The organism is Maridesulfovibrio pacificus (SeqCode) (genome assembly GCF_048612815.1).
Taxonomy (GTDB): Bacteria; Desulfobacterota; Desulfovibrionia; order Desulfovibrionales; family Desulfovibrionaceae; genus Maridesulfovibrio; species Maridesulfovibrio pacificus.
This window is the reverse complement of the sequence record NZ_JBLZNE010000001.1, coordinates 1547567-1568400: the sequence shown is the minus strand read 5'-3', so window position 1 is coordinate 1568400 and position 20834 is coordinate 1547567. Positions and strand designations below refer to the sequence as shown.

At 49.1% G+C, this 20834-nt stretch carries 16 protein-coding genes; 3 read left to right on the top strand and 13 right to left on the bottom strand.

Annotated elements, in window-relative coordinates; all coding sequences use genetic code 11:
- Window positions 1-40: 40 nt before the first annotated feature.
- The 5 genes from ACNI23_RS07310 to ACNI23_RS07290 form a co-directional block, all read right to left on the bottom strand.
- Window positions 41-1180 (bottom strand): ABC transporter permease, encoded by a 1140-nt coding sequence (locus ACNI23_RS07310; RefSeq protein ID WP_420247553.1) that lies wholly within the window; start codon window positions 1178-1180, stop codon window positions 41-43.
- Window positions 1177-2091, bottom strand: coding sequence for an ABC transporter ATP-binding protein (locus ACNI23_RS07305; protein WP_420247551.1), 915 nt, complete (start codon window positions 2089-2091; stop codon window positions 1177-1179). The genes ACNI23_RS07310 and ACNI23_RS07305 overlap by 4 nt, the downstream gene beginning before the upstream one ends.
- Window positions 2084-3118, bottom strand: a complete 1035-nt coding sequence (locus ACNI23_RS07300; protein ID WP_420247549.1) for an HlyD family secretion protein — start codon at window positions 3116-3118, stop codon at window positions 2084-2086. Before ACNI23_RS07300 ends, ACNI23_RS07305 begins: the two co-directional genes overlap by 8 nt.
- A gap of 2 nt (window positions 3119-3120) precedes the next feature.
- A complete protein-coding gene (locus ACNI23_RS07295) occupies window positions 3121-3723 on the bottom strand; it encodes a TetR/AcrR family transcriptional regulator (RefSeq protein ID WP_420247547.1) in 603 nt (200 codons plus the stop codon).
- A 137-nt stretch (window positions 3724-3860) separates the two neighbouring features.
- Entirely contained in the window at window positions 3861-5567 is a 1707-nt protein-coding gene (locus ACNI23_RS07290) for a Na+/H+ antiporter NhaC family protein (protein WP_420247545.1), read from the bottom strand.
- Between the two features lie 326 nt (window positions 5568-5893).
- Between ACNI23_RS07290 and thiC the strand changes: the two genes are divergently transcribed.
- Complete coding sequence (gene thiC / locus ACNI23_RS07285) at window positions 5894-7162, top strand: phosphomethylpyrimidine synthase ThiC (protein ID WP_420247543.1); 1269 nt, start codon at window positions 5894-5896, stop codon at window positions 7160-7162.
- Window positions 7163-7389: 227 nt separating this feature from the next.
- Window positions 7390-8046, top strand: coding sequence for a PAQR family membrane homeostasis protein TrhA (gene trhA, locus ACNI23_RS07280; RefSeq protein WP_420247542.1), 657 nt, complete (start codon window positions 7390-7392; stop codon window positions 8044-8046).
- On the opposite strand, the gene thiL is transcribed toward trhA, so the two are convergent.
- The 5 genes from thiL to ACNI23_RS07255 form a co-directional block, all read right to left on the bottom strand.
- Window positions 8047-9018: a thiamine-phosphate kinase gene (gene thiL, locus ACNI23_RS07275; protein ID WP_420247541.1), complete on the bottom strand. Its 972-nt coding sequence runs from the start codon at window positions 9016-9018 to the stop codon at window positions 8047-8049.
- 3 nt (window positions 9019-9021) lie between these two features.
- The gene (locus ACNI23_RS07270) at window positions 9022-11139 is read right to left on the bottom strand and encodes an ATP-dependent helicase (RefSeq protein WP_420247539.1); all 2118 of its coding nucleotides are present in this window, start codon (window positions 11137-11139) and stop codon (window positions 9022-9024) included.
- Window positions 11140-11223: 84 nt separating this feature from the next.
- On the bottom strand, window positions 11224-12519 hold the full coding sequence (locus ACNI23_RS07265) for an alkaline phosphatase family protein (protein ID WP_420247538.1): 1296 nt from the start codon (window positions 12517-12519) through the stop codon (window positions 11224-11226).
- A gap of 135 nt (window positions 12520-12654) precedes the next feature.
- On the bottom strand, window positions 12655-13539 hold the full coding sequence (locus ACNI23_RS07260; RefSeq protein ID WP_420247537.1) for a DUF2156 domain-containing protein: 885 nt from the start codon (window positions 13537-13539) through the stop codon (window positions 12655-12657).
- Window positions 13532-14923, bottom strand: coding sequence for an MATE family efflux transporter (locus tag ACNI23_RS07255; protein WP_420247536.1), 1392 nt, complete (start codon window positions 14921-14923; stop codon window positions 13532-13534). The genes ACNI23_RS07260 and ACNI23_RS07255 overlap by 8 nt, the downstream gene beginning before the upstream one ends.
- Before the next feature lie 287 nt (window positions 14924-15210).
- On the opposite strand from ACNI23_RS07255, the gene ACNI23_RS07250 reads away from it, so the two are divergent.
- Window positions 15211-15618 carry a winged helix-turn-helix domain-containing protein gene (locus ACNI23_RS07250; protein WP_015852203.1) on the top strand — a complete coding sequence of 136 codons (408 nt, stop codon included), beginning with the start codon at window positions 15211-15213 and terminating at the stop codon, window positions 15616-15618.
- A gap of 265 nt (window positions 15619-15883) precedes the next feature.
- Here ACNI23_RS07250 and ACNI23_RS07245 read toward each other — a convergent pair whose 3' ends face one another.
- The 3 genes from ACNI23_RS07245 to ACNI23_RS07235 form a co-directional block, all read right to left on the bottom strand.
- The gene (locus tag ACNI23_RS07245) at window positions 15884-16753 is read right to left on the bottom strand and encodes a hypothetical protein (protein ID WP_420247535.1); all 870 of its coding nucleotides are present in this window, start codon (window positions 16751-16753) and stop codon (window positions 15884-15886) included.
- Window positions 16754-16894: 141 nt separating this feature from the next.
- A complete protein-coding gene (locus ACNI23_RS07240) occupies window positions 16895-19153 on the bottom strand; it encodes a carboxyl transferase domain-containing protein (protein ID WP_420247533.1) in 2259 nt (752 codons plus the stop codon).
- Window positions 19154-19162: 9 nt separating this feature from the next.
- On the bottom strand, window positions 19163-20581 hold the full coding sequence (locus ACNI23_RS07235) for a biotin carboxylase N-terminal domain-containing protein (protein ID WP_420247532.1): 1419 nt from the start codon (window positions 20579-20581) through the stop codon (window positions 19163-19165).
- Window positions 20582-20834 lie beyond the last annotated feature (253 nt).

Below are 20834 nucleotides of genomic sequence, written 5' to 3'. Positions count from 1 at the left end.
AGGGCTTATTAAACAAAATCTGCTTCTCGAAGTGGCTATATTAATCCAAAGTCCGCCGATACCTCTTCAACCCGACAATAATAACAATTATCCAGAAAACCACGATGGGCCAGAGGTGATAGAGGGATTCTTCCCAGCCTGTTCCTTTGAGCAATACTCCGCGCACTAAGCGCAGGTAGTGGGTCAGCGGTAGGATGGAGCCTAGGTTTTGTGCCCAGTCCGGCATGCCTCGGAAGGGGAACATGAAGCCGGAGAGTAGTAGCGAGGGCAGGAAGAAGAATATGGACATCTGCACGGCCTGCAACTGGTTGCGGGCTACGGTGGAGATGGTCACGCCTACGGTCAGGTTGGCGGCAATGAAAATGGCTGAATATGTGAACACAATCAGCGGGTTGCCGTTGATGGGTACGTGGAAAAGGAATATGGATGCCGCCATGATCAGCATCATCTGAATGTAGCCGACCATGACATAAGGAATGATCTTGCCCATCATTACTTCCAGCGGGCGGACCGGAGTGGTCAGCAGATTTTCCATTGTTCCACGTTCGGTCTCGCGGGTAATTGCCAGTGAGGTAATCATGACCAGTGTCAGGGTCAGGATAACCCCCATCAGGCCGGGAACGATGTTGTACTGGCTGATTGCTTCAGGGTTGTAATCTGCGTGGATGCGCAGGTCTACAGCGCTATTTTCGGGAATCAAGTAACTGAGTGATCCCTTGAGGTCCCGCGCCAGGGCCCGGTTTATTATTTCTCGCATGGAATTCACTGCATTGCCCGTAGCCATCGGGTCGGTAGCATCAGCTTCCAGAAGCAGTACGGGACGTTCTCCGCGTTCAATTTCCAGTCCGAACTGTTCGGGGATGGTCAGCACGAATTGCACTTCGCCAAGTTCCAGTAAGCGTTTGGCCTCGGCCCGTGAATTTATGAAGCGGTCCACGTCAAAGTAGGTACTGGCCTGCATTCCGGCTACAATTGATCTTGAGTAGCGTGAATTATCGCCGGAAAGCACGGCAAGGGGCAGATGGCGCGGGTCGGAGTTGATGGCGAATCCGAAGAGGATAATCTGAATCAGCGGGATGCCGATCATCATGGCAAAAGTCAGGCGGTCCCGGCGCATCTGGATGAATTCTTTCCCAGCCATAGCCATAAACCTTTTGAATGAGAACAAGCGTAAACTCATGGATTCATCCCCCGCATGAGGTCGATGAAAACTTCCTCAAGACTTGTTTCGCAAGGTTCAAATCTATTCTCCGCTCCGGCATGGGTGCGGATTCCCTTTTCAATTAAATTGTTATCGCGTCCGCTGATGTGCAGGGTGTTACCGAAAGCGACCACCTGATCAATACCTTCACTGGCGCGTAATTTCGTGGTTAGTTCGTTCAGGTTAGGACCGTTAAGAGTCCATGTGTGCAGGCCGGAATTGCTGACCAGCTCATCCAGAGTCCCTTTTGCCAGCAGATCTCCGTATGCGATATATGCAAGGCGATGGCAGCGTTCAGCCTCATCCATGTAATGGGTGGAGATAAGCGCGGTGATGCCTTGCGCTGCAAGGTTGTGCACTTCATCCCAGAAATCGCGGCGTGCGGAAGGGTCCACCCCGGCGGTAGGTTCATCAAGGAGCAGCAGTTGCGGATTATGCAGGGTACATCCGGTCAGGGCCAGCCGTTGTTTCCAGCCCCCGGAGAGTGATCCGGCAAGCTGGTTGGTGAATCTGCCCATATTCATGCGTTCTATGGCTCCATCAACAAGCTTGCGGCGGTTGGGCAATTGGTAGGCACGGGCAAGAAAATCAAGATTTTCTTTTACGGTCAGGTCACCGTAAAGGCTGAATTTCTGGGCCATGTAGCCTACCTTGGGTTTGATGAATTCAGCTTCCTCAATGATGTCATAACCAAGGCAGGTGCCCGAACCTGAATCCGGTCGCAGCAAGCCGCAGAGCATGCGGATAAAGGTGGTCTTGCCCGAACCGTTGGGGCCGAGAAATCCGAATATCTCACCCTTGCGGACCTGCATATCCAGACCCTTAACCACAGTCTTGGGGCCGAATGATTTGGTCACACCGGATACGTTTATGACAGTCTGCTCAGTCATCGCTGCTCCGGAAGTAATTTTTGATGCGGGTTAAGAATCCGTTATCAATTTCAAATCCCTCCGCTGTTCTGCTTACATCCACAGGCTGTCCGGGCTTGAATTGTAAGGCTTTGTCAATTGCCGGAACTGCTTCAAGCATGAAGACCAGTTTGGCTCTGCTCTGGCTGGAATATATGACCGGGGGCGTATATTCGGCCTGCGCTGAAATGTAACTCAAAGTTACCGGGATCGGTTTTGCCAGCCCATCGAAATTAACCAGCAGTTCTTCACCGATTTTGAAGCCGCCTACAATTTGTTCCGGCACATAAAATCGGACTTTGCGGTTTTCCGGCGGCAGGATGGAAATGATCGGTTTTCCGGCTGCAACCCATTCACCTTGATAGCGGATGGTATCAAATACTAATCCGGATCGGGGCGCAGATTGTGCTTTTTGATCATAGTTCCAGCGGGCTTGCTCAAGCTTGGCCTGCGCTGCTCGTACTGAAGATTCTGCAGCATTGATTTCATCACTTCGGGAGCCGAGTGTTGCCGTTTTAAGTTCGGATTTGATTTCTTTTACCAGTTGGGTGGCTTGTTCATAATCCGTGCGAGCCTGATCCCGTTCCTCTTCTGAGATGGTTCTGGTACTATAAAGATCAGCGCGCCGTTTGTATTCTGTAGCGGCAAGCCTTTCCGCTGCTACTGCTTTTCTCAGTCGGGCTTTAATGGAGGCTATTTCGGAAGGGCGGCGTCCTTTGCGTTTGTCGGCAAGGTCGCTGATTGTCCTATCAAGATTTCCTTCTGCTTCATCGACCCCGGACTTCTCAAATTCCCGTTCAAGGGTGAAAAGCGGTTGTCCGGTTACAACTGTCCGTCCTTTGCGCACGCTGATTTCATCCAGCTGTCCGCCTATCGGGGAAGAAACATATACAAATTCTCCCTCAACATAGCCTTGCCAGAGCTTTGATTCCGTTTCATTGCAGCCGCAAAGCAGAGTGGAGAGCAGGATCGCTACGATTATATGAGAAAATTTCAGGCCGGATTTCATAATCAGTCTTCCTTTTTTACAGCAACAGTTTCTTCAAACAACTGCAGGTTACGTTTGACCTGTTCGCGGGGATCAAATTCACCGTTGGAAATATGAAAGAGGAATGAAGGCGGTACTACAGTGCCCAGCAGCATGAACACGATATCCGCAGGGTCTATATCTTTGCGAATCTGACCCAGCTCCTGTCCTTTAGCTGCTATTTCTCCGGCAGCCGCACGGTATTCGGTCATCAGAGAGTATATTGCCTTACGCCGGATAGATTTTTGATCCAAAGCAGCTTCCGAGAATATCAGCCGCGGAATACCGGGATGCTTATGCAGCAGGTCTGCATGACGCAGGGCCAGTTGTTTCAGCACATCCAAAGGAGTATCTCCTTCATCCATGGCGGTTTTGGCGTTGTCGATGAGTTTTTTGCGGATCAGTTCACGCACTCCATCGAATATTGCGTCTTTGTTCTTGTAGTGACGGTAAAGGGCCGCAGGCACGATGCCGCAAGCCTTGGCAACATTACTCACCGTAATGGCGGAAACCCCTTTGGCAGCAAGCTTAAGGGCTTCGTCAGCAATCTGTTCGCGCCTTGAAAGGCGGTCCATTCTTTTACTCATTAATTACTCTCCAAATATGTGAATGTGAATTCACTTTAACTTTGAAGATGGAAGGTGTCAATGGCGTTAAACAAAAAATCCCTCCCACCGAATTGAATCGGAGGGAGGGATTTTTGATTGCTTATGTGCTGATTCGATTAGTTCGAAACAGGCTTACCGATGAAGCGTACTGTTGCAAGAACAGCTAAAACGCCCAACGGCAGTACCATCAGTACGGGCATTCCGAGTCCTGCGGGGATGTAACCGAACAGGATGGAGATGATCGCAACGGGGACGGCGTAGAACAGCTGAGTTCTGGTGTGGTCAATATGGTCACATGCGGAACCCATGGAGGACAGGATTGTTGTGTCCGAGATGGGAGAGCAGTGGTCGCCGAAGATAGCTCCGGTAAGAACCGCACCGATGTTCAGGATTACGTAGCCCTGCTCGGGTACCAGCGCGAAAGCAAGCGGGATGCAGAGCGGCATGAGGATACCCATGGTTCCGTAAGAAGTTCCTGTTGCAAAGGAGATAATGGAACCCATCACAAAAATGATGGAAGGCAGCAGGAAAGTCGGAATGGTGTCGGAGAGCACGTTTACGAGGTAGGCCGCGGTTCCGAGTTCCTTGATGATACCGGAAAGGGACCATGCCAGCAGCAGGATAACTGCGGTGATGTTCAGGGATTTAACACCCTGTACCCAGGTTGAGAGAGCTTCATCCACAGTCAGGATGCGCTTGCCAATGGCAATGGCCAGAGCAACAATACCTGCGATGAGAGCTGCCTGGAAAAGAACAACAGAAGCATCGGAGGCACCGAAAGCTTCACGGATTGCTAAGAAGCTCATGGGAGCATCTTCGAAAATCTGCTTCAGTGCAGCATCGTCACCGCCCATAATACCATTGTAACCATTGAAGTAGAAGCCGAGGAAGGCTGCAACAATCAGGGTTCCGATGGGGATAATTGCGTACCAGATGCTAGGATCAACATCTTCTGCGGGCTGCAGTTCGGTAGCCTCATCTGCAACCATGGGTTTAGCATTGTCATCAAGGACTTTACCGGTAGTACGGGCACGCTGTTCAGCTTTGTACATGGGGCCGAATTCACGCATGAACCAGATGGTCGCGAGGATGAAAACCAGAATAAGGATGTTGTAAAAACGATAAGGAATGGTCTCTACGAAAACGCCGTAAGCGTTCATGGTGTAGCCGATTCCCTGAAGACCGTCGCGGATGAGGCCGACTTCGTAGGCAACCCAGGTGGATATCAGTGCGATACCGGCGATGGGTGCTGCGGTGGCGTCGATGACGAAAGCCAGCTTCTCGCGGGAAACTTTCATTTTATCAGTTACCGGGCGCATGATAGGGCCGACGGTGAGGGAGTTTGCATAATCGTCGAAAAAGATAAAAAGGCCGAGCACCCAAGTAACAAACTGGGAACTGCGCGGGCTTTTTGCCTTTTTAGCCAGAGCGTCAGCAATTGCTTTCGCCCCGCCCATTTTGGAAACCAGTGCAATGAGACCGCCGATGGCGAGACACTGGAGTACGATACCTGCGTTCCAAGAGTCGGCAAGAGAGCCGAGAATCTCGTTGGACAGACGCAGGAAACCACCAACAAAACCGTTGTAAATGTCAAAACCTTTGGCTTCGAGCATGAAAGCACCGGAAAATACACCGATGAAAAGTGAAAGAACAACGTTTTTGGTAATAAAGGCCAGAACAATGGCAACAAGCGGCGGAATGAGTGTAAACAGACCGAATACTTTTGCATTGGCCGGGCCGAGGCTGGAGTCAGCCGCAAATGCGGGCTGGCAGAGCAGTGTAAATAAAACTGTAAGTAATAACAGTCCTCTCCAATTGCGCATATTAAATTTCCCCCTTGAAATATTATGTGTCGCAAAAAATATGATCTGCTGATCTACTAGAATTTAGACATAAATGCAAATTTGATTTTGTATCTGTTTAATTTTCCATGATAAAATTCCGAAATGACAGACTTTAACCGTAGAGAATTAATGAAAGAGTAATATTAGCGGAACTGCCAACTTAGATGGAAGTTGTACCCTTATTTGTTTTCGGGGTAAAAAGTTCCATTGTACCCGTTGGTAAATTGGGGTATGGACTTGCCTGTACAGACACCATTGAGAATACGAAAAATGCACAATCCTAAATAACGTTATAAGGAAATCAGATGTTTTCAAAAAATAAAGCTCTCAAAAGCATATTTGATTCCAGCATTGATGAACTTTGCAAGAGCGAAGGGCTCTCCAAAGAGACCATTATTCAGGGCATTGAAGATGGGACTATGGTTCTGCTCGGGAACCCCAACCACAAGAATGTAACTCCCACCCTTATCGGGCAGCCCGCGAAGGTTAAAATTAACGCTAACATTGGTACTTCTCCTTTTAAGAATGACCGTGAAAAGGAAATGAAGAAGCTTGATACCGCATGGAAGGCAGGCGCACACGCCGTTATGGACCTCTCCACCGCCGGTGATCTTGACGGAATCAGGACCGATATGCTCAATAGCTGCCCCCTGCCGCTGGGTACTGTACCCATTTACGCTATGGCGCAGCAGTATGTTGCACGTGATGAAGATCCCGCAGGTTTCTCCATCGATGAACTTTTTGCTGAAGTGGAAAAAGAAGCTGAACAGGGTGTAGATTTCATGACCCTGCATTGCGGCCTGACCCGCCGTGGTGCAGAGTGGGCAACTGAAGAAGGCGAGCGTCTGCTGGGAATCGTTTCCCGTGGCGGCTCCATCCTTGCCCGCTGGATGCGTGATCATGATGAGGAAAACCCTCTGCTCACCAACTATGATCGTCTTCTCGAAATCTGCCTCAAGCACAACGTTACCCTGAGCCTTGGTGACGGCCTCCGTCCCGGCGCAGGTGAAGATGCCGGTGATGCCGCACAGTGGGAAGAAGTTCTCATGCTCGGCAAGCTCGCCAAGCGTGCTCACGAGTACGGCGTACAGGCAATGATCGAAGGTCCCGGCCACGTGCCCATGCACCTCGTTGAATCTCAGATTCGTGGAATCAAGGCAGCGACCTACAATGCTCCTCTCTACGTTCTCGGACCTCTGGTAACTGACTCCGCTCCCGGCTATGACCACATTGCAGGTGCAATAGGTGGTGCCATTGCTGTTATGAACGGTGTGGACTTTCTTTGTTACCTCACCCCCGCAGAACACCTGACCCTGCCTGAAATTGATGACGTCTGGAACGGTGTTAAAGCCTCCCTCGTTGCTGCCCAGTGTGGTGAAGTTGCACTTGGACGCAAGGATGCTGTTCAGCGTGATAAAGATATTTCTATCGCACGTAAGGAACTTGATTGGGACCGTATTGCTGAACTGGCAATTGACCCCGCTCTGGCATGTGCTCGTAGAAAAGATCATAAAGATGAAAAAGAATGCGCTATGTGCGGAAAATTCTGCGCAGTACGCATGCTTTCCGAATAGTCCTGATTATATCATAAGAGCCGCTCTGTACGTTCTATAGATGATAATGGCCCGTAACACCGCTGGTGTTACGGGCTTTTTTTGTGTAATGTTATGTATTAAGATTAAACGATCGTTTGAATATGGGCTTTTGCCCGCTTTTTGCAATATCTTCTGCAAGTTGTTTTTTTGGGAAAAAATGTCAGGGCCGAATTTAGTTATCCAACGCTATTCAAGGACGGGATATTATGCTGCAATACGTACGCGAACCCATGAGCGGGTTAACTCATTTTATAGGCTTTTGCCTCGCTATTGCCGGGCTGGTTGCGTTGCTGGTTTCATCGGTAAATCCGACCAGCGTAATGCACGTGGTTACTTTTTCGGTTTTTGGCGGGGGGATGGTTCTGCTTTATCTTGCGAGCACTCTTTATCATTGGTTGCCACTCTCCAAGCGGGGGATCATGTGGCTGCGTAAGCTCGACCATTCCATGATCTACATTTATATCGCCGCAACCTACACGCCGATATGTCTTGTTGGACTCAAAGGCGCGTGGGGATGGTCATTGTTTGCCGCAATATGGACTATGGCATTGGCCGGGATCATTACAAAAATGGTCTGGTTGAATGCGCCGCGCTGGTTGTCTACCGGATTTTATCTCGCCATGGGCTGGCTGGTAATTGTCGGAGCTTATCCCTTGATTCAGGCTTTACAGGTCGGAGCCTTGCTTTGGCTGCTTGCCGGCGGGATCATGTATTCAATCGGTGCAGTTATCTATGCAATGAAACGGCCCGATCCGTGGCCGGAATTCTTCGGCTTCCATGAAATCTTTCATGTGTTTGTCATGGCCGGAAGTTTCTGCCATTTCTGGGTAATGTATGAATATATTACTGCATTAGGCTGGTAATTATTTGGAAAAGTGATCAAAACCACCGGCAGTGTATTCTTTGCCGTTAAGTAAAATTTTGGTGTCCCCGGTGATTGTGCCTATCTGGTGCAAGCCGGGGATTTCTGCTTTCAGTTCTGCAAATCCATCAGCTGATGCAGCCCCGAACAAGGCATAATCCTCTCCGCCGAGAAAAGCGTGTTCCGTAGCGGAAATTGATTTTGATTCAGTGTAGCGGATGATTTCTTCGTGCAACTGCGATTCATCAAGTGAAATTTCAGCGCCCAAATTACCTTCACAGCAGCCCAGAAAACGGGGCAGGTCACGGGCCAGACCATCCGAGAGGTCCATCAGTCCTTTTACGTGTTCCGACTCAGCCAGTTTGATGCCGGCTGCTACACGCATGGGCGGGCGCAGATGCGCTTGCACACATTCAGGGTAAAAATCAGCAGCTTTTGCGTTTGATTCTTCAAGTGCCAGCAGTCCGGTGCGGGCCATACCTGACGGGCCATGCAGGAATAAAACATCTCCCGGCACGGCATTACCACGAGAAATAAAACGTCCTCCCGCAGCTTCTCCCCAGACAGTAACTGAAATTCCAAGATACTGACCGCCGGAAAGGTCGCCGCCAGCCAGGATCAATCCGTGCAGCTGTGCAAGGGCGGACATAGATTGAAAGAAGGGTTCCCAGAATTCGCTTTCCAGGCTGGGTGGGATAATTAAACCCAGTGCAAATCCGCATGGCTGTCCTCCCATTGCAGCAATATCACTGATATTCACCGCAAGTGATTTGTAGCCGATGTCTGCCGGAGAGAAGTACGAGCGTCTGAAATGCACATCTTCCAGAAACAGATCTTTACTGATGCACAGGTCTGTGCCGGAACGAAGGATAGAGCAGTCATCCCCGCGTCCAAGTGTGACATGCCCGTTTTCGGATGGAAAATATTTGTCGATCAGGGTCAGGAAATCCTGTTCTGAATTTAATTTTGTCATTACTTACAACATCTCCACAAAATCTTCGACAATGACCTTTGGGCCGAAGCCGGGGAAGTTGATGCGCAGCTTGTTGGGCTCGATGCGTTCGATGATCTTGCCGCGTCCGAATATCTTGTGCTTGCAATGGCCAAGTTTCATGGGCGAGGGCTTTTTGGTGGTAGTCACCGAAGGAGCTGAGTAGGGATCAGGCTGCACTGGAGTATTCTTCTTTACATTCATGCCGCCGGAATATGATTCCTGCAAATCTTCGAAAAGATCGGTATCAAGCTCACGCAGAAACGGGCTGGGCACCGCAGGTTCGGAGAAATCGGTGTTTTTGCGGTTGATGGATGCCGGGGCACACATGATCAGTTCCTTGCGTGCTCGGGTACAGGCCACGTAAAGCAAACGGCGTTCTTCCTCGTATTCCTGAGGCTTTTGCATGGATTTACGGGAAGGGAAACGGTCTTCCACAAGGTCAATGATGATGACCGCATTCCACTCCAGCCCCTTGGCGGAATGGATGGTGGAGAGAGTAACCACATCTTCTTTTTTTTCTTCCTCGTTGTGTTGATCAGGATCAAGGCAGAGGTCGGTCAGGAAGAATTCCAGATCATCGTAGTTGGACGCAATCTGGCTGAGCTGCTCGATTCCAGCTTCGCGGCGCGGGTAATCGTCCGGGTACTGAGCCACCAGTAACGGCCTGTAGAGCGGCACTATGATCTCAAGGCAGGTTGCCGGAGAAGAGTTCTTCTTTCGCAAGCCATCAAGGTCACGCAGGATATCCTGCAGTAACTGGTATTTCTTCGTATATTTACCGAGTGCCTTTTGGTCTGCAGAAATAACAGCCTGTGCTATTTTAGTGGCGGTTTTAGGGCCGACTCCCTTGATATGGCCAAGAGTGCGTTGCCATGCGATGATATCAGCCGGGTTGCTGACCAGACGCATGAAAGCGAGAACATCTTTGATGTGTGCGGCTTCGTTGAATTTCAGGCCGCCGTATTTTTTGAAGCCTACGCCCAACCGTTTCAGGGCAACTTCCAGCCCGTAACTCTGGTATCCGGCGCGGAAAAGTACAGCAACTTCTTCGGGACCATGTTTTTTTTGTAATTCAATGATCCGGTCCAGCACGCGGTTTGACTGGCTGAAATCGCTGAGCGGAACCATGAGTTGCGGCTTGTCGCCCCAAGTCTGTTCAGTGAAAAGTTTCTTATCAAATTTTGTTTCAGCACCGTCCAGAATAGCGTTGGTCAGATCAAGGATGGGCTGGGTGGAACGGTAGTTCTGTTCCAGACGTACAATTTTTACGTCTTCGAAAATTTCAGGAAATTTAAGGATGTTGGTTACATCTGCGCCACGAAAGGAATAGATGGACTGGGCATCATCACCAACAGCCATGACGTTCCCGTTCTTCCCGGCCAGTAAACCGACAATGCGGGCCTGCACAAGGTTGGTATCCTGATATTCATCGACCATGATGTACTGGTAGCGTGAACGCAGGGAGTTGCGCAGGAATTTGTCCTTTGTCAGCAGTTCTTCAAGATAAAAAAGCAGGTCGTCATAATCCATCAAACCGTGCTGTTTTTTATAAACAGCGTAGCCCTTGGAGATTTGTTCCATTTCGGAAGCGTAGGTTGCCAGATGGAAAGCTTCGGAATTGACCAGCGTATCAATGGAAAGTTCTTTGTTACGAGATTTACTGATCATATCCAGCAAGGTGGATTTCTTGGGATATGAGCGGTCGCCTTTACCGAATTTAAGCTGGTCTTTTACTTCTTTGACTGCGGCTTCAGAGTCACTGCGGTCCATAAGTGTGATGCCGTTGGGAAAGCCGATTTCAGCCGCGTTTTGACGCAGTACGGAATAAGCGAAAGCGTGGAAAGTTCCGCCTTGAGTGCCGTGCAGATTTCTGCCCAGAATCAGTTCGGTACGCTGAAGCATTTCCTGCGCGGCCTTGCGGGTGAAGGTCATCAGCAGGATGGATTCCGGCGGGATACCTTGTTCTACCAGCCATGCCAGACGGTATACAATTGTACGGGTTTTGCCGCTGCCTGCACCAGCAATTACCAGCACGGGACCCTGAGGGTGTGTAGCTGCTTCGTATTGTGCCGGGTTCAATTCGCTTTTGAAATCTATCATGATGTATGTATGCCTCCGGCGGCTGGGGAAGGTAAACTTTTTAATAGGTCTTGCCGCTTCGTATGGAAGTTAGTTGTGAATTTGTCAATCTGGCAGAGTAATATTAAACCAGTCAAGTATGATTTGTCCGGTCTGGTGCATGGTGCTTATCTGCTGTCCATCGGAGCTGTAGAAAAATGCGTCCTGCACCGTATGAGTTCCGGTTCTGCCATGGAAACCGAATATTTCAGCGCGATCAAATTTAGCCTTAAGATCGAATCCGGGTTTTGCGGTGCAGATAAGGTGCGGAGGGTAGCCGATGGGGTTGTCGCCGTATGCCTCATGTTTGGTGATAACCTGCTCCATTACCTTTTGTCCGTTAAACTCAAGCTTCATGAGTTTGTTAGCTATTTCAGCAGCGATTTTATCTGCCTGTGCCGGATCGATATGACCACGCGTAAAATCAGAGGTATGGATATATATTCTTCCGGGATCAAGGGCAAATGCTTTGCTGCTCGGCGCAATTATTGTGGAATCCCACTGGTCCTTTGCGGGCTGCGCGCACTCGAGATAGCCTTGTTGCAATAGAAAGGTGTTCAGATCTACTTCTGTTTCAAGGGCAGCGAAGCCATGATCCGCAAAACTGATAAGCTTTTTATCTCCCGGAAGAGCTTCGAATTTATCCAGTACTATACCGATAGCATGGTCCCACTTATGCATAAATTCAGCAGCCTTGGAGGCTAGGGGATGGTTGTCGTCTTCGAAAGCGGGATAGAAAAAATGAAACAGGCGGTCAGTCTCCGTAAAGACAATGGTGAATAAATCCCATGCAAGATCATTCCAAAGTAATTCAAGCGCTTTTAAACGGCCTTCAAGAGTGTGTGCTACCTGATCAAAAAGATAATCCGGGTCCATTATTCCCCGGCTGGTGTCTGCTTCGAGCTGATAGCCTGCTTCGCGAAGTGGGCCGAGCAGGAAGGGAGGTTGAACTGCTTGCTTAAAAGAATCGGCAACAAAGCCGGAAATGAGCATACCCCGCAGCGGCTTGGCGGGGTAGGTGTTGGGCAGGTTGATGACCTTGCTGATTAATCCGTTTTTGCCAAGTGCATCAAAAATTGTCGGGCAAAGCACCTGCTCGAAGTTATTGATGGAAAGGGTGTAGGTTTGTGGATCAATGGATGTGAATCCGTAAAGTCCGTGTTTTTCCGGCTTTTGGGCAGTAAAGAATGATGTCCAGTTTACCGGGGAAAGTTCCGGTAATTCGGCGTTGATTGGCTCGCATTTTCCTGCAATACGGCTTAGATTCGGCAGCCTTTTCGACCACTTCAAAGCAAGAGAGGCCGGAAGTCCATCCAGCCCCAATACTACGAATCTTTTTCGTTCAGTTTGATTAAAAAGCATATTAAATCAAGTGACAATAGAATATAACGAAGCGGCGAAGCCATACTAAAAAAGTTTGGGATTCTTAAACCCTTTTCAAAGGGTTTAAGCCGCCGGAGGCAAAAGTCTTTTCATAAAAAAGCGTATCAAATCAAACTACAAAACTACAAGCTCATACTTCTTCATAAAATGTACTGGATTGTATGATTCTTTTGCTTTGCGCAGTCCGGGTTCGCCGAGATCCTGCTCACGGTTAACGAATTTTTTGTCGCTGGCGTTGTTTTCGAGGAACATCTGGTTGATGGCCTGATAGACGCCTTTGAAATAGGTGTTTCCTTTTTCAAAATGGATCACGATGGTGTCTTCACCTAAAGGCTCGGCAATGGTGTACGCGATGATGCGGTTTTCGATTCGCAGGGTTCCGCCGGTGAGATGTTTGATGGTGTCCATTTCCTTTAGAACTTTGGCAATGGCTTCATTCTCGGCGACAAGGGCGGGCGAGAAGTTCTTTTCTTCCTGCCAACGATACCATTCCAGCTGCATTTCCAGCACTTCTTCCACGCAATCAGGGGTGATTTCACGGTATTCGTAGTCGTACTTTTTCATGAACTGGCGGTAGAGGTTTTTCTTTTTGTGGAAACGGTTGCCGCGGAGTTCAATCAGTTCTTGAACGGAATAGATGTAATCAAAATGGTCGCGGTTTTCTGTGATTTCGATTTTATCACCGAAAATTTTCTTGAGATGCAGGGCCAGCTTTTCCGGTACACGTGTGAATTTGGTTCCGGGGGTGTTCATTAGCTCACACTTTTCCCAATCCGCGCTGAACCAGTCTCCAATGGGTGCCCAGTTGATTACTTCAGGTTTGGTCTGGCGTACGTGGATGAGCCCTGATTTTCCGCAACTCAGTTCAAGACCGTAATGTTCGGTCCAGCCCCAGATGTTGGCAAAGGTGAAATCAGAGGTTCGTTGCGGGCAGGCTGCAAGAGCTTTTTCAAATTCATCTTGGCATTCAAGGGTGATGGGCTTGAATTCGTTATTCATTACTGGTCCTTTTATTGTTTTTCTTGATCATGCTGAACTTCTGCCAGTTTCTACATGAGAATGTGTAAAAAATTATGGATGCCTGTACTCCTTGCGAGATGAGCATGGCCATCCAGATTCCGGTGGCTGAATGCAGTACTTCGTGCCCCAGAAAATAGGCCAGCGGCAGTCTGCATCCCCAGACTGTGATGGCGAAAATGAACAGGTTGTAGAGGGTCGCTCCAGCTCCGTTTAAGGCTCCGGCCATGATCATTGAGGTCAGGGTAAACGGGATAGCGAGCATGTTATAATAGAGATAGTTTACAGCTTCATCAAGGACCACCTGTTCCGGGGCGATGATGGCGGTTACCGGATAAATTACCTGCCAAAGCAGCAGTGCTGTAATGCTCAGGAATCCGATAGCCAGAAACAATATCCTATACCCGAATTTCTTTGCCTCGTCAGCTTTGCCTTCACCAAGGTAGTGTCCGATAATGATCGAAGCTGTCATGTTGAAAGCAAATGCGGGCAGGAACAGGATAGACTCAATGCGGATACCCGCAGTCATGCCTGCCAGTGCGATGACGTTGTTTTCAGGCAGACTGGCAGTGATGGAGTAGAGTACCATGTATCCGGAATGCCAGACCAACTGCATCAGACCGCTAGGCCACGCTACCTTGAAAAGGTAGGGAAAAGCGCTTTTCATCCAGCGTAACGGAGCGATGCATTTGCGCCGCAGGTCGCCTGATTTGATGAGCACGATGACGTTGAATATGGCGCCCATGGTTATCGAACCGAAGGTTGCCCAAGCCAGTCCCTTGTATCCGAGATTGGGGAAACCCCACATGCCCATTCCCAGTCCCAAGTCACCGATGGTGTTGGTTGTAGTGACGATAATCATGCTGTACAGGGGCAGCATTACCTTTTTCTGGGCCCGGAAGACCGCGTTGGTAATGATCAGCATGTAATAGATGGGCACGAGGTAAAGGAATACTTCAATGAAATATTCCATCACATGGCGCATTTCATCGGGGACTTGCAAAATTGTCAGGATTCCGTTTCTGTATGGAAAACCTATAGTGAAAATTATCAGTCCTAATATGGCTCCGATGATGAAGCACAGACCAACGTATCGCTTAGCCCTCAGCATCATGCCAGCACCGATGGACTGGCTGATTGCCGCTACTGATCCGTTGGCAGTGGCCATGGCGATGACCAGAAAGAAGAAAAGCGACTGGCTGATCATGCCCATTGAGGCTTGAATTTCACGGCCCAGTTTGGACGCAACCCAGACATCCACAAGACCGATCATCAAGTGGAAGAGCATCATCAGTATCTGAGGCCATGACAGATTCCATATGGTTTTGTATGGAGAGTTGGTCATGTCTGCGGTGGTCATATTCATAAGCGGGAAAAACTCCGTATAAATTCAAACGTAGTCAGCCTTATATAGCAGATCCGGCGTAAAAAAATCAGAGGAAAGGCGGATTTGGCTGCGGAGCTAGGAGTTTAGTTACAGTTTCAGGAAAAGCAAGAGTTGAACAGCTATAATATTATTTTTGCTCTTGCAGTTGATTGCGCAGGTTATAGATTTATTCTCATTGGTTTGAGGCATGTACTTTGTGCGCTGCTTTGTTTATGTTATCAAAAAAAGTAAACAGAAAGCGAATGTAAATATAAGGAGGCTGAATAATGGCGAGCGATGAAAATTTCTGTCCTAGAGTGCGATTGAACTTATGGCTGGAAACAGAAGAAGGTATGCTTTTCGGCCTTGGAAGGGCGCAACTGTTGGAACAGATTGAAAAACAGGGCTCGTTGAATAAAGCAGCTAAGGCGCTCGGAATGTCTTACCGTGCAGCATGGGGAAGGCTCAAAAACACCGAGGAAGTCCTCGGGGATTCTCTGGTCCTTAAAACCCGTGGCCGCAAAGGCTGTAGCCTCACACCGCTGGGTGAAAGGGTTCTTGAAGATTATCGCCAGTGGGTACAGGAAGTTGAGAATTTTGCGGTCATGACCGCCCGTAAATCATTTCCTTGGAATGTAGCTTCTTATGACGAAGATATGGAGCGCATTGCTCAGGAGAAGAAAGGTAAGAAGTAAGAACTTCTTACTTTGTTCAGGAGAATATGATGTTTAATTGTCTTAATTTTATAAAAACAAAATTACCTGTTCTTGCTCTTGGTTTGTTGCTTTGCCTTTCGTGTGTAGCATGCAAAACCGTTGATACATCCGGTGAAGTTTCTGCAACTGTTTCAAATGTTGGTGGCGGTAGCAGCAAGTAGAATAGACAGAATTTAATTGATTCGATTTAAACACCCCCTGCTCCATATGGAGCAGGGGGTGTTTTTTGCTGTAAATGCGGTGTTTAATCCAGAATATAATCCAGATATTTATTGTCACTGGGTCGGTCGGAGTTCTGGTTATTATTGTTGTTTGAGTTGGCGGGAGGATTGTCCGGCTTAGTGTCCTGTTTGTTTTGATATGTGTTTCCTGAGTTGGAATAGTTTGTGTCTTGACTGTTTGAGTATGAGTTGCCGGAGTCATTGTTTGTGTTTGTGTTTGTGTAAGTGGAACTCTGACTGGTCTGCCGTGTACATCCCGGTCTGTTAACGTTGACTGTCGGATTGATGTTCACGTTGGCATTGTTATTTTGACTGATATTCGGGCCGTAATTGGGAAGGTTCTGCTGATTGTTGTTCGTGCTGAAATAACCTGAATTCGTAGGCCCTGAAACTCCGGGATAATGCCATGCGTTCATGGCATTTCTCATCTGAATTCTAACCCGGTCATGCCCTTTCATTGCGTAGCCTATGAAAATATAGTTCACTCCCTTATAGCGTGAAACCACAAGGTAAGAGTCGTACCATTTTCCGTCACGGTCATAGCCTGAAAAAAATCTGAGTACTGCCGGATAGCCGGATACGTGCCCCGGCTGTTCGTTTAAAAGTCGTTGGTAAGGCAAGCCTTTGCTTCTTAAATACAGAGTCCATTTATTAAGTTCTGTAGTCAGCGAAGCTGAGGTTACCTTTGAGTATAATTGAATTACAGCATCATTTGTCGGTGGATAGCATTGTTTGAGAAGGTTGTTGACGTCCCACAGCGGAGGCATCCTTTTGGATCTTTGCCATCCGGAAGGGCATTGCAGGCCGTCGGCCATGTTTTGGGCGATGGAAATCTGAGGGAGTAGGAAGGCTGCCAAAAGTGTCAGAATAAATAGTTTTATTGCAAATTTCATTTGCTGCCTCCTGCTTAAAAGGTTCATTCTTCATTTATTTATACACCACTCCCATGATTTATGACAGCTACAAACTAGAACACCCCCTGCTCCATAAGGAACAGGGGGTGTTTGGGGTATGAGGAATAGAGTGTAGTGGCTCTATCTGTAATAGAGGTTGCGGCCACCTACGGTCAGGAATGCCTGATGCAGGTTGCGGCGGATGTCGCGGCGATCCCAGATGTCCTGAATGTGACCTCTGGAAAGCGCGTTGTATGCGGAATGGTAATCCGGCGGGATGTCCATACCGGTGGTTTCCTTGATAACACCAGGACCGGCGAAACCGACGCGTGAAGAGCGCACAGCGTACTGGTAAGGGGAGCATCCGAGGAAACTTGCCACCGGACCGGCGTAGGAGTTGGTATCGTAAAGAACAATGTAGAGTCCGCCGGACTCGATGTAGCGGCGTACAGCCATGGTTACACGCGGCATCTGGATAAGACCGTTGGTTCCTTCCTGAATACGGATACCGGCAGTACCGTGAACGTATGCGAGGAAGGGGTAACGCTTCTTACCGGCCAGCTCAAGGGCGCGGATGAATTTTTCACCTTCTGCTGCACCTACGGAACCGCCACGGAAGGGGGCTACGAGGGTAGCGCAGGTCACCTTGGTGTGCTTGATGGCACCTTCAAAGGTGATGCAGCCGGACTGCAGTCCGGTTTTTGCTTTTGCGCCGTCCAGCCTTTCCTGAAAGTTAGGGAAGCCGGTGGGGTTGGCTGAGCAGATGGATTTGTTGAATTCACGCACTGTGCCCCAGTCGAAGAGGTTAGCCATGTACCAGCGGTATTCCATAGGGAAATGGTGTCCGCAGGTGGGGCATACTCCGGCGAATTCATCGAAAAGGTCGCGGGACCAGATTTCGAGGCAGCCGTTCTTCTCAGCGTTGGGACAGGTGATTTCCTTGTCTTCGCTGGCGCGGGGGCTGATGTAGTGACGGTAATCAGACGGCGGAATATCCGGTTCCGCATCAACGGAAAGCTTGGTCAGGGCCGCTTCAACTTCAGACACGCTCTTGGTGCTTGCGCCCATCTTGCCGAGGAGCATGTGCTTGAGCTTGTCGAATTTGTTGGTCACAACATGCATTTCGTCCTTGGCTTCATCTGCAAGGGCCTGAATCTTGGACTGGTACTTCCTGATCATGTCGTAGCGAACTGTGGAGTACGCTGCAGCCATGGCATCAACTTTTGCGGAGTTGAGCTTTTCAAGGAAGGAACGTTTGTCGTCGAAAGCATCCTGTGCCATGCGGCGGTATTTTTTGTAACGCTTCCAGAGCAGCCTGTCTTTGGCGTTGGGGCTGATCTGCCAGCGGACGAATACGGATTCGTCGGTGAGATCTTTTTTATTGCGGTTCTTGATGGCGGCCTTACTGAACAGGCGCAGGCCTTTAACGCTCAGAACCACTTCATCGGTAGCCCGAATTACTTCAGAGCGGACCATCTTGTAGAAATCAAAATGTTCGGGACGCGCACCAAGTGCGGGTTCACGGATGATTCCGTCGATGTAACCGAAACGCAGGTTGTCATCCGCAGTGATGCACTGGGACTTGGCGCAAGTTTCGATCAGCTCGGAAGGAGCACGTTCTCCGCCGCGGATACGGCCTTCAATTGCAGCTGCACCTTCGGGGGAGATAACGGAATAGTAACCGTGGGAAAGCATGAGGCGCTTATCGGCCATGGCGATTGCTTCCGCACCGCCGGAGCCGCCTTCGGAAATAACGGAAATGACGGGCACATCAAGGCCGCACATTTCATAGATGTTTTCCGCGATCTGCTGAGCTGCACCGGGGTAATCTTCCACCGGATAGGAGCCGGGGGTGAATACGTAGGTGTGAATGGGAATATTCTCACGTGCAGCAACTTTCATGTAGCGCAGGGCGTTGGCATTACCCCACGGCTTGATGCAGCCGCCGTTACGGAATTCCTGACCGTGGCCTTTTTCCTGACCTACGACCATAACCGGCTGGTTGTGGACTTTTTTGCCCACGCGGCGGGTGATGTAGGCACGGGCGATAACCATGCCGGGGTCAATGCTCATGTCATCCTTACCACCTACGACAGTGTAGTTGTCGTAGACGTTCTCAAGGATGTCTTCGAGGCAGATTCTTTCGGAATGACGTACGATACGGACCTTGTCCATGGCGGACAGGGTTTTGTCGATGTCTTTTTCCAGTACTGCGAGGCTCTCATCGTAAGTGTTGAGCTTGTCCCACAGTTCTTCCTGAGTCTTATTTATGCTGGTTTCAAGGAAGGCATCAAGCTTGTTTGCGAATGCAGTAAGGCGTCTGTCCTCGGCATCACCGAGAATGTCACGCGCATACTGGACTCTCTTGACCAACCCGTCCAGTTTCTTTTCAATATCCATAATGTATTATTAGAATTCCAGTATGTTTGTTGTTTTCTTGGCCAGAAACTTAAGGTTGGACTTCAGGGAAACTTCCTTTCTGTCCTTGCCTTCCAGAACGAATTCATCAAGGAATTCGAGTCCGCGTTTCTTGGATTCCTCAAGGTCCTTGCCCCAGATGATGGCCAGAGCCAGGTTGGGGTCAAATTCTGTGGGAATCTGGTAGGGCAGTTCTTTGGGGATGTGGGTGTGCATTCTGAGCCAATCATGGTCATCCCAGCGGAGGTTCTCGATTTCGCCTGCCCACGGAGCGAATTTGTCGTCTGTGTCTTCGGCAATAATTCTGTATTCGATTCCCACACCTTCGAAGGTGATGTCGTCCTGAGTGTAGCCCAGTTCATCCCCGAGGGCGAGTCTGATCTGTTCTTTGATCAGGTTTACGTCCGGGTTGCCCTTGATGCGTGAAATGGCGGCGGAAACACCGTTTTCAACCTGAATACGTGTGTTTACTTCCATGAGAAAGGGGTCACCTTTGGGGGTTACAATCCATTCCCATGTTCCCACGTTGTCATAGTTGATTTCACGGGCCATGCTCAGGGAGTGTTCCACAACGTCTTTGAGAACTTTTTTAGCATCAAAAGAGTAGGCTATGCTGTCGGGGCAGAATCCGGGGGCAACCTCAATTCTTTTCTGGCGGCCCGGGCTCTGCACGGAGCAGTTACGGGTGCCGAAGTGAACGTGTTTTTTGCCGGAGCGTTCGGAAACTATCTGAACTTCAATATGGTTGAAGTCGAAGATCCGCTGCTCGATAAGTACGCCTTCGTCGTTGAAGGTACGCAGGGAGTAGTTTCTGATACGGCGGTACACCTGACGGAATTCCTCGATGGAGTAAACTTCGTCAATACCCATACCACCGCCGCCTGCGGAAGCCTTTACGAGAACAACGGGATTACGTACACCCTGTTCTGCCTGAAATTTAAACAGGTTGGATGCGATTTCTTCCGCTTCCAGTTCATCGTAAATAGCTCTGTCAGAGCCGGGGATGGTGGGAACGTCGAGCTTTCTAGCCAGACGTTTGGTGTTGATTTTGTCACCGAGGTCGCGAATTACCCACCAGGAAGGCCCGATGAAGGTCATGGGACGATCCCTTTCGGTTACCCTGCGGGCAAAACGAAAGTTTTCAGAGAAGAAGCCGTAGCCCGGGTGTACAGCGGTACACATGGTTTCATCTGCAACAGAGAGGATATCTCCTGCATCGTTGTAGGATCTGATCATGTAGATCGCTTCTTCGCCTCCGAGCTGCCTTGCGAGGGTTACGTGCCCGGAATCCTTGTCCTCTGCCGTGTATACGCTGACAAAACTGAGTCCGAGATCTTTACATGCCTGCATGATACGCACAGCGATCTCGCCTCGGTTAGCAATAAGTACTTTATCTGTTTTGGGATTCAAAATGACTCTCCTGAGTCTTTCTGGTTAATTCTATATTATGTTTGTTAAAACTTTTTTTTCAAAAAAATACGCAACCGTTTTAAGCCAAATAAGGCTTCTGTCAAGTTAAATATAACTAACACTTACGTAGGTATAATAGGGCCCGCTCTGATTTTTAGGACAAAATTATAACCAGTAAGCGGAGTTAGGTTGGTGGTTTTGTTGAAAGTTGACCTTAAAGGACTGCTTCAGTTTTTTTAATCATGAACTCCGC

What these genes read in the sequence shown, in the direction of transcription:
- ACNI23_RS07310 (WP_420247553.1), bottom strand. Translation starts at nt 1,180, where the DNA reads ATGAGTTTACGCTTGTTCTCATTCAAAAGGTTTATGGCTATGGCTGGG.
- ACNI23_RS07305 (WP_420247551.1), bottom strand. Translation starts at nt 2,091, where the DNA reads ATGACTGAGCAGACTGTCATAAACGTATCCGGTGTGACCAAATCATTC.
- ACNI23_RS07300 (WP_420247549.1), bottom strand. Translation starts at nt 3,118, where the DNA reads ATGAAATCCGGCCTGAAATTTTCTCATATAATCGTAGCGATCCTGCTC.
- ACNI23_RS07295 (WP_420247547.1), bottom strand. Translation starts at nt 3,723, where the DNA reads ATGAGTAAAAGAATGGACCGCCTTTCAAGGCGCGAACAGATTGCTGAC.
- ACNI23_RS07290 (WP_420247545.1), bottom strand. Translation starts at nt 5,567, where the DNA reads ATGCGCAATTGGAGAGGACTGTTATTACTTACAGTTTTATTTACACTG.
- thiC (WP_420247543.1), top strand. Translation starts at nt 5,894, where the DNA reads ATGTTTTCAAAAAATAAAGCTCTCAAAAGCATATTTGATTCCAGCATT.
- trhA (WP_420247542.1), top strand. Translation starts at nt 7,390, where the DNA reads ATGCTGCAATACGTACGCGAACCCATGAGCGGGTTAACTCATTTTATA.
- thiL (WP_420247541.1), bottom strand. Translation starts at nt 9,018, where the DNA reads ATGACAAAATTAAATTCAGAACAGGATTTCCTGACCCTGATCGACAAA.
- ACNI23_RS07270 (WP_420247539.1), bottom strand. Translation starts at nt 11,139, where the DNA reads ATGATAGATTTCAAAAGCGAATTGAACCCGGCACAATACGAAGCAGCT.
- ACNI23_RS07265 (WP_420247538.1), bottom strand. Translation starts at nt 12,519, where the DNA reads ATGCTTTTTAATCAAACTGAACGAAAAAGATTCGTAGTATTGGGGCTG.
- ACNI23_RS07260 (WP_420247537.1), bottom strand. Translation starts at nt 13,539, where the DNA reads ATGAATAACGAATTCAAGCCCATCACCCTTGAATGCCAAGATGAATTT.
- ACNI23_RS07255 (WP_420247536.1), bottom strand. Translation starts at nt 14,923, where the DNA reads ATGAATATGACCACCGCAGACATGACCAACTCTCCATACAAAACCATA.
- ACNI23_RS07250 (WP_015852203.1), top strand. Translation starts at nt 15,211, where the DNA reads ATGGCGAGCGATGAAAATTTCTGTCCTAGAGTGCGATTGAACTTATGG.
- ACNI23_RS07245 (WP_420247535.1), bottom strand. Translation starts at nt 16,753, where the DNA reads ATGAAATTTGCAATAAAACTATTTATTCTGACACTTTTGGCAGCCTTC.
- ACNI23_RS07240 (WP_420247533.1), bottom strand. Translation starts at nt 19,153, where the DNA reads ATGGATATTGAAAAGAAACTGGACGGGTTGGTCAAGAGAGTCCAGTAT.